This window comes from Microvirga tunisiensis, assembly GCF_009296175.1.
Taxonomy (GTDB): domain Bacteria; phylum Pseudomonadota; class Alphaproteobacteria; order Rhizobiales; family Beijerinckiaceae; genus Microvirga; species Microvirga tunisiensis.
In genome coordinates this window covers 1-8,605 of record NZ_VOSK01000267.1, presented here as the reverse complement: position 1 = coordinate 8,605, position 8,605 = coordinate 1, and the positions used below count along the sequence as shown (strand labels likewise).

At 54.0% G+C, this 8,605-nt stretch carries 6 protein-coding genes and 2 pseudogenes; 4 read left to right on the top strand and 4 right to left on the bottom strand.

Annotated elements, in window-relative coordinates:
- Positions 1–1,431: 1,431 nt before the first annotated feature.
- From FS320_RS33060 to FS320_RS33050, 3 genes are read left to right on the top strand one after another with little or no spacing between them, the layout of a single operon-like run.
- On the top strand, positions 1,432–2,646 hold the full coding sequence (locus tag FS320_RS33060) for an ABC-three component system protein (protein WP_152716656.1): 1,215 nt from the start codon (positions 1,432–1,434) through the stop codon (positions 2,644–2,646).
- A complete protein-coding gene (locus FS320_RS48650) occupies positions 2,643–3,125 on the top strand; it encodes a three component ABC system middle component (protein ID WP_338105588.1) in 483 nt (160 codons plus the stop codon). The genes FS320_RS33060 and FS320_RS48650 overlap by 4 nt, the downstream gene beginning before the upstream one ends.
- The gene (locus FS320_RS33050) at positions 3,125–5,095 is read left to right on the top strand and encodes a DUF3732 domain-containing protein (RefSeq protein WP_152716654.1); all 1,971 of its coding nucleotides are present in this window, start codon (positions 3,125–3,127) and stop codon (positions 5,093–5,095) included. The genes FS320_RS48650 and FS320_RS33050 overlap by 1 nt, the downstream gene beginning before the upstream one ends.
- A gap of 294 nt (positions 5,096–5,389) precedes the next feature.
- Here FS320_RS33050 and FS320_RS33045 read toward each other — a convergent pair.
- Positions 5,390–5,955: pseudogene (locus tag FS320_RS33045) on the bottom strand (recombinase family protein).
- 452 nt (positions 5,956–6,407) lie between these two features.
- Here FS320_RS33045 and FS320_RS33040 point away from each other — a divergent pair.
- Positions 6,408–7,043 carry a hypothetical protein gene (locus FS320_RS33040; protein WP_152716653.1) on the top strand — a complete coding sequence of 212 codons (636 nt, stop codon included), beginning with the start codon at positions 6,408–6,410 and terminating at the stop codon, positions 7,041–7,043.
- Positions 7,044–7,436: 393 nt separating this feature from the next.
- On the opposite strand, the gene FS320_RS33030 is transcribed toward FS320_RS33040, so the two are convergent.
- The 3 genes and pseudogenes from FS320_RS33030 to FS320_RS33020 all read right to left on the bottom strand — a co-directional run.
- A complete protein-coding gene (locus FS320_RS33030) occupies positions 7,437–7,724 on the bottom strand; it encodes a hypothetical protein (protein ID WP_152716651.1) in 288 nt (95 codons plus the stop codon).
- 100 nt (positions 7,725–7,824) lie between these two features.
- Positions 7,825–8,328 carry a hypothetical protein gene (locus FS320_RS33025; protein WP_152716650.1) on the bottom strand — a complete coding sequence of 168 codons (504 nt, stop codon included), beginning with the start codon at positions 8,326–8,328 and terminating at the stop codon, positions 7,825–7,827.
- A 135-nt stretch (positions 8,329–8,463) separates the two neighbouring features.
- Positions 8,464–8,605: pseudogene (locus FS320_RS33020) on the bottom strand (ATP-binding protein); the annotation flags it as partial.

Genomic DNA, 8,605 nt, shown 5'->3' with positions numbered 1-8,605 from the left:
CAGGCGCCCACCGTCGAAAGCAGCGGTGATCTTCTTGCGGCCAACGGCTGGAAACGGGAAGGTGGCAGGTGTATCGTCCGGCATGGCGAGTGTGGCACAGGGCAATTGGTGGCAGGGATTAGTCTCAACAACCAAATCCTACGCTGCTTCAAGTGCTTAAGCTACACTCGCCAGCCTTCATCAACCTTCCCATGCATAAGAACGGCTAGACATCTCGCACGGGAATATCTCCATGGTGCTTCGAGGCGAGCGAAACAAAGTAGGCGGGCTCAGATGGGTCTCGGAAGAAGATTATGTGGCTGGCCGTATTCCCCCTGTTGTGCCGAGGAAAGCCCATAATGCTCGCCCCGTTATCTGCCTCGATACAGGTGAGCGGTATGAGAACGCAACGGTAGCAGCGGAGCATATCGAGGGATGCCAAAGCTCGCATATCACTTCTGTTTGCAAGGGCAGACGCGCGAGAGCAGGCGGGAGACGTTGGGCATATGTCGATATTGGGGAATTGTAGGCTTCAAGGGAATGAGCGCCGTTATCTGCCTCTTCTAATGATATAGCCACTGGACATCACAATGCCACTCCCATCTCTCACTCCTGATCCTGAGCCACCCGAAGCGGAGCTACAGATTTACTTCAGGGCACAGGAAGGCACGTTCAAAGAGTCGTTGCCGGAACGGATTCAGCGCTCCTTCGCCGAAATGGCCTGGAGGCAAGAGTTGCTGAGCCGAGATCCAAATGCATTTCTCGTCCCCTTTCTCCCAGAAGACCGACGAGGCTATCGAGATACCGATGAGTGGAAGCGCATACGCAAGATCGTGCTGAAGGCAGCCGGATATAGGTGTCTCGCTTGCGGCGGGAAGGGAAGATCAGTTCATCACCGGACTATCGCCCTCGGGTGTTGAGTGGCGACGATCTTGTGCCTCTCGTGCCGATCTGTGATCCTTGCCACAAGCTTGTTCATGGCAATGTGAAGCAGACGGGCCACTTTGCAGACTGGCACGAGAGCGAACGCATTCTTGCGGACCTCATTGAGAAACGGGAACGGGCGAATGAAGATGGCTAGTTGGATTTTCGGTCAGTAACACTCGCCTTTGATCGCCTTCCTCATTGCTCCGTATCTCTTGCCTCAGCCGCCGTCCATAAGGCAAGCTGGCGGCCCATCTGAACCGAATTTGTCGCGCTGCCGACAGCAATTCAGTCCGACAGGTCGATCCTGCTCAACCGCACGTCCTCACAATCCGCTCTGCGCGATGCCGCTGGAAAATGCCAAAAGCCTATCGAGGCGCAGCACCCAACAAACTGTTGGCAAATGGGAGTCTATGCGACCCACGCTCATATTGAAGAGCAAGCAGGGCTGTACCTGTGCTCAAGTTACATATATGGTCCACGCCGTTTGTATCGCCAATGTGTAAGCCAGCGTAGCCAAAGGCGCGTATGTCGGACGCCAATACAGTATCACATTCAGCCACAGGCTCTGCACTTGGCTATTACTTTCAAGCCGTGTACGCCCTCGTTGTGCTGCTTGACGCTGGCGGGGACGACGCAGGCGTGAGCGTTGAAACGCTTGATGATGTCTTCCTGGAGACCCAATCGGAAAAATCGCTTCACCAACTGAAGCACAGCATCGATGCTACTACATCTATATCGGTCTACAGTGACGAGATATGGAAAACACTTAAAGTTTGGATCGACGGCTACTCCGATATCCGCCAAATAAATGCGAAACTAATACTTTCCAGTGTCGCAACATTTGCACCTGACAGCCCACTGAATAGACTTGTTCCTTCTGACAGCGGACCACTATTACGCGAACCTTTATTGTTAAGCCTCCGCAAGGAAGCAGAACGGGTCTGCAAAAAGAGAGCAGAGCATAAAGCCGCTGGAAAGATCTCCCCTCCCTTCGCGAAGAAAGCTCCAGGTTGTGAGGCGTTCCTAAATATGGACGAAAAGGACCAACGCGATCTCATCAACAGAATCGAGTTTCGTCCTGGCACATATCAGATCACCGATGCCGTAGCTGAGGTTGCGGCCCGGCTCTCAGAGATACCACTGAAGGAGCGGCTTCAGGTGGCCGAACGCCTACTTGAATGGTGGGATCGACAAGTGGTCTGTTCTCTTACGCAGGAGCGCGGGAGGATCATCCAGAAGATCGAACTTCAGCAAAAGGTACTTCTGTTAATTAAGGAGTGCGCAGAACAGAAGCTTCCAACGGACCTCATTCGGAAAAAGCCCCCATCTGATCACACGATACTAGATAACATACGTCGCCAGATCGAGCTTGTAGGAGGCGATCAAACCATTGTTGACCGAGCGTCTCGGGAAGAGTGGCGTGCGCGGAATCAGAGAGCGAAGTGGCTCGAATTGGACTTCAGCGTAAGTGACGAATTGGCCTCTTTTGATGATTTGCTTTGCGAGGAGTGGCAGGACCGCCACGACCGCTTGCGTATGACTCTCAAGGGTGCTGATCACGGCGCAAAGCAGGAGGCCGGGATGACCCTATTGGACTGGAGTCATTTTGACGCTCCAAATCAGATTTCGCCATTTAGAGGCCATGTCACAGAGTCCTCACTTGTGCGTGGAAGTTATCAGATGCTTGCCAATGATCTCATCATTGGCTGGCACTGTGACTACAAGGAGCTTCTCAAGTGAGCAGAGGTTTGAGTATTGATGTTTTCGCCGAAACCAACCCTGCTTTTTGCTCACTTGCGATCCGATCCTTTCTCCAAGGATATATTGAGAGTGCGAATATAGGAGCAGAGTTTCCAACACTGTTCATTGTACTGCCAATAGCTGCTTCTGAGGCTCAGACTCCTTCATTCGAGGCCACAAACAAGACGACAGGTCTGTTCACATGGCTTCAAAGGAGCCCCTTTGTGACACTCGATCTTGCTCGCCGGATTGATCGAACGGCACGCTTTACCCGTGCCGCCATTCACTTTGGCCTACAGCAGCGGTTGATAAAGATTGAAAGCGGCCTTTTTCTTCCTCTTGATGAGGGTCTCTTAAAGAAAGCTCCAAGTTCAGATGCTGTCGGTGATGTGATGAAGAGAAGTCATCGGCTCGGCTTCTGGACTGGTGAAATTAAGTCCGCTCCAACTGTCTTCAATGCGCTAGGAATTACAATTTAATGCGCTGGAACATCGAAAGAATCACTTTCTACAGTCACGATGGCCGACGCAGAGACATCGTGTTGACGCCTGGATCGGTGAACATCATCACTGGCGCATCAGGCACAGGCAAATCGGCTCTTATTAGAGCTATCGACTATTGCCTTGGATCGAAGGATTGCGACCTACCGGAGCATGTTAAAATTCATGCATCTGCCGTGGCTGTGCTTTGGACTAATGGCGAAGCCAACCTTCTAACGGCGCGGATTATTCCTCCGAGTGGACAGGCAACAAGCACCCGTATGTTCGTCGCATTCGGTGCGGAAATATCACTGCCCGACCGCGTGGAAGACTTACCCGGCTCTTGCAATCTCGCCACAGCACGAGTCGAAATACAGAGAGCATTCGGCATTGGTGACGTAACCCAAGACGTTTCTAAGGGTCGTTCGAAACCTGAGAGGATCTCCATCCGTCACATCACTCCGTACCTCTTCCTCAGCAAAAGCGTCATCGACAGTGAGACGATCCTATTCCACGGAATGGACAATAAGGAGAAGGCTGAAGGAATAATTGGCTCAATGCCATACTTCCTGGGGGCCATGGATGAAGAGTCGATTGATACAGAAAAACGCCTGAAGCAACTTCGGAAGGCACTTGAGAGCGAACTGGCCCGTATGAGTTCAAGAGATGCGGAGCTTGACGTTCTTAAACAGAGGGCACTCTCTCTACTCGGGGAGGCGGCTCAGTGCGGCATAGCTCCTACGGCGGCGCAGGACAGCAACCTTGATAGCTTGCTAAACGACCTGAATCTGGTCGCCCAATGGTCCCCAAGTGCAACGCCACTCCAAGACGACTCTGCGCTCACAGGGTTATACGATGCAAAAGCAGCAGCGCTGTCTGAAATCGCTGAATTACGCAGGCAGCGTCGGATAGTCGCCGAAACTGTACAATATGCGTCTGGCTTCTCCGATACTGTTTCACGTCAGCTTCGCAAGGTTGCCATAGTCGAGACACTGAACCCGAGTTCAATGCACGAGACTTGTCCGGTATGTCTTCAGCATACAACGGCTGCTCCAGAAATGCTGACGTTGATCCGCCAATCTGCCGAGAAGCTCAAGAAAGAGAGGACCGTGACCTCTCACCAGAGGCCGCGCTTAGAGGGCCAGATCGAGGCACTTAATCAAGAGATTGAAGCTCTCACAGGCCAACTCCGAAGCATTGATAACCAAATTAGTTCTCTCATATCGGCTGCGGACGACAGCAAGCGCTTAGCAGATAACACTCAGCGCGCTGTACGCGTCGTTGGGCGAGTTTCGTACTTTCTGGAGGCATTTAAGCAGCGGAGTCACGAGCCCAACAAAAGGCTTTCTGAAATCGAAGCAGAAATCTCCGATCTTGAGGCTAACTACGATCCCGAATACAAGGAGCTTCGCCTCCGGACTGCTGAGAGCGAGATTTCTCGTTCCGCAACTGATATAATAAAGCCACTTCCTACAGAGCCGCCATGCACTGGCGCTGAGATTCAGTTCCTTTCAAAGAAGCCAGACATCGTTCTCGTGCAACCGAGCACGAAACGCATCGTCCGATTTGGGTCTATTGGCTCTGACCAAAATTACCTCGCGATCCATTTGGCGCTGATCTTCGCGATCCAGCGGTTTCTGAAGGAAACTGCTGCACCCGTCCCTGGCGTTGTCGTGGTCGATCAGGTTAGCCGTCCATATTTTCCATCTGATGATGAGACAGATGAGATCAATCTGGACCAAGAGTCTGAAGATGAAGACACACGTGCCCTAAAACGCCATTTTGATTTCCTTTTTTCCGAGGTTGCTCGCGAGCAGGACTTACAAATAGTAGTACTGGAGCATGCCTACTTTGCTGAAGACCCGCGCTACACATCATCAACGAAGTACCGTTGGACTAAGGCATCCGGAGAGAAGTTGATACCAAGGGACTGGCCAATAGTTGAAGCCAATAAGTCGCGCTCACGCTGATAAATTGCGCAGCATGATAAAACCAGTCGTACTGAGAACGCGGTGATTCAGCTTGGGAACGGCTGCTCGAACGCCGCGTCGTGGACCGGTGCGTTAGGCGATTGCTCATCCAAGCTCGACCGCTAGCGGATGCTGCCGCACAGGAACTTAGGCTAGGGCGGCGTGACAACCGCAGGGTTCAGGGGGTTAGCTCATGCCAACAGACATAGAACTCTGTGGACGCCTTCCTGATGGGCAATTGTCATTGGCATTACCAGAGCGGAGGCTTGGCTGGACTCCCCTCCCCGGCTAGTTTCACCCGTCAATCTTGAGAGGATTATCGGCCAAAACCCTGTAAACGCTCGACCGCCCCACCTTCAGAGTTTTGGCGATCTCTGCCGGGTTCATGCCCTCGTTCTTGAGACGAATGATTTCATCTGTTTGACGACGTGCCACGGGAACTCGGCCCCGGAATTTACCTTCCTTCTGGGCTTTTTTATTCCAATGGCCTGCCTCTCCAACATGACCTCGCGCTCCCATTGAACGATAGATCCGATCAGGTTCAGGAGAAGACGCCCGTTTGAGGTCGCAGTATCCACGCCCATATCAAGGATACGGAGGCTTACTTTCTTCTTTTCGAAACGCTGGATGATCTGCCAAAGGTGGGGCACCGACCTTGCCAGCCTGGAGAGCGTCGTCACGCATAACGCGTCCCCTTCACGCACCCAATCAATAGCCTGCTCTAGGACTGGGCGCTGACCGACCGAGGAGACCTCCTCGATAAAGAGTTTTTCGCAACCCAGCTTTTTCAAGTTCTCGATCTGGTGCTCCAAGCCAGCCTGCTGTTCCGTTGTCGATGTCCGAGCCAGCCCCACGAGCATGCCATTTCTCCCCTGGCTGTGGGACAACTTAGTGGGAATTGCCAAGCTCGTCAGATGATACAACTCGTGTGGGAATTGTAGGTCGAGTGCAGGCTCCAGTCGCTGGTGTGAGCGATAAGCCGTGCTGGTGGATCATCCAGCCAACTGGAACAGCCCGCGCGGATAAATACTCCATGACAAGGAAGTGCTGCACTGAGAACCGATGCTCATCGATCTCGTGCGAACGATGCGCAAAAGGGTACGGCAGAAGGGTCGCTCAACGCATCTCGGCCACGAGACCCCGCCACCTGTTTGCGATTAAGATTGATGCCGCCCTCTCCTCGTTGGCAGCCTTCTGGCGCTGGCGTGTCGAGGCTCGTAACTGGCTTGACCATCGCCGCCGAGCGAGCGGGTACTGGAAGTCGGTAGGGCTATACGCGTGGCTCTCCCAGGATGGCCGAGTTCAAGGCGTCATGACGCTTGACGCCCTCACAAAGGATGAAGTCGAGGCCACACTCGGCAGGCGATGGCCAATCACCTTATGTCAAATTGATCAGACAGTCCTTTGCGGTCACATCTACGAAGCAGTGCGTCCTCCCGTGGTCTGGAGCGACGGACAAGATCAATCCCGCTACCAGCATCGGAAGCCGACAGTCTGGCCACGTCGCGCACCAGTACTGGTCGAGCCACGCCTCAATCGGAAGAAACAATTTTATCGCACCAACTACAAATTCGATCTGAATGAAGTCATGAAAGTCTCATCCCCTGCTGTGTACGCCTATGATCTTAATGCCGAGAAGGCCGTCGATATCATCTGGGATCGTCGTCTCCGGGACTGTGAACTTCTATCCGACCCTGTGCTTATGCTGGACTTCCTGAATGACACCGATCTTTGTCACTTTAAGATGGCGTTCGGCGAGGATCTTGATTTTACAGACAACTCCGCATTCGCGCGACCCATCTACAAAGGTCAGATTGAAAGCTTCCTCGTAGAGCGCGGAATGGGAAGCCGAGTGACGCGCCGCGAGATTGTTGCTGTCGCATTCTGGACCCTGGCCGATAAAGTCACCTTCGACGAAGAGTTATATCTTTCATCGCTTCAACCTTGAGCAGCGACCTCTATTTTATGGTGATCGTCGCGAGAACTTCTTCTGAGTGCCGAGGCCGGTGATATGAATAGCATGGCGGGTTTCCGGGACATCGCGGTATGTCTGGCTATATCTCTGGTGCTTCCAATGTCCGCCATCGCACAGGCTCTTCCCAAGGTTGGCACGTGCCCGTCTGGCTATCACACGAGCGGCAGCGCCTGTATTCCAAACTCTAGGGGAGAAGCGGCTCGTCCAGCCCTGCCGAAAGTTGGCTCTTGCCCCTCGGGCTATCACACGTCGGGTGACTACTGCCTCGGCTATGAGGGTGCTCAGCACGCTTTCCCGAAAACTGGGGCATGTCCGAGCGGGTATCATACGAGTGGAGCGTACTGCCTGTCTTATCGGTGAGACTTGCTATGTCGCTTTTGCTTCGCGGCGAAAGCCGCTTTGGAAACGCTCGACCTCAGCCAGCACCTCAAGACGGAGGGGCTCCTCCTGACACTTGCCTACGCGACTAATGAGGTTGTCGATCTCAGTTTCTGTCATCGCAGGACCGTGCTCGCCCAGCATCTCAGCAAGGTCTTCGGGGAGCGCGTCAAGCTGCTCTTGCAGGAGGAGGAGTGCAGCGCGGATTGTACTCAACTCTCGCTCGTCAACGACAAGGGTGCGGGTACTCATCTGGTCCTTAATGTCCAAAGCCATCGCCGCTCAGGCTACGGTTTCGTGCGGCAAAATCAAGGCAACCAGAGCTTCCAGTCGATCTCCCGCCCAATTATCTGGCATCAACACGCCACGGATGAATTTAGTAGCTTCGCCGTCCGAACAGCGTCGATAGCAACCCGCCACGTCTGCGACCTTCCTGACGCTCAAGCCTAACCTGGAATGGTTCGGGCTCAACCGCTTCTTCGCCCGAAGGCCGAAGTTCGATCTGCGGCTCGCTCGTCGGAGCCGGGGCGATTTGCTGCTCAGGCTCCTGCTCGGGCGGGATCTCGGTCGCCGTGCCGATCTCTAGCTCAGGCGATGGCTCCTCAACATCCGGCTTTGGCGAGGACAGGATCTCAATGCGACCTGGAAAGTCATTCCGGCACTCGTATCGAACGTAATCGAGAAAACCCGGTCTGATCCGATGCTCACGGTCAAGAATGACTTCGTGCGTGACCTCCACGACGAAGAAGCGCCCTGCCGGGGTATTCACATCAACCCGTCTGACCACCCCCTCGGAAAAGCTCTTCCATGCACCGGGTGGATGGAAGTGGACGCGGACCTGATCCCCAACCGCAATCTCCTGCGTCAAAATCTCAGACATTCCGATTAGCGGCTCCACTTCCTGGAAGACACTGAGACGCCCACATGGCCGCTTGGGTGCTGTCAAGCGACACCGAGATTTACGAGATAAGGCGACATCCAGTTTTACGACGGCTCAAGCGTGAGCCCGCTGGAGAGCCTCCTCCAGATCCCGCAGGCGATAGCTGCGCCCCTTGATGTTGAGAACATGCGCTCGGTGCAGCAGGCGGTCGAGGATGGCCGTGGCCAGCACCTCGTCGCCGGCCAGCAGCTCGGTCCACTCCCGGATGCTCTTGTTC

Excerpts from the sequence above, each read along its gene's own strand:
- FS320_RS33060 (WP_152716656.1), top strand. The coding sequence starts at position 1,432 with ATGTCGGACGCCAATACAGTATCACATTCAGCCACAGGCTCTGCACTT.
- FS320_RS33050 (WP_152716654.1), top strand. The coding sequence starts at position 3,125 with ATGCGCTGGAACATCGAAAGAATCACTTTCTACAGTCACGATGGCCGA.
- FS320_RS33040 (WP_152716653.1), top strand. The coding sequence starts at position 6,408 with ATGACGCTTGACGCCCTCACAAAGGATGAAGTCGAGGCCACACTCGGC.
- FS320_RS33030 (WP_152716651.1), bottom strand. The coding sequence starts at position 7,724 with ATGGCTTTGGACATTAAGGACCAGATGAGTACCCGCACCCTTGTCGTT.
- FS320_RS33025 (WP_152716650.1), bottom strand. The coding sequence starts at position 8,328 with ATGTCTGAGATTTTGACGCAGGAGATTGCGGTTGGGGATCAGGTCCGC.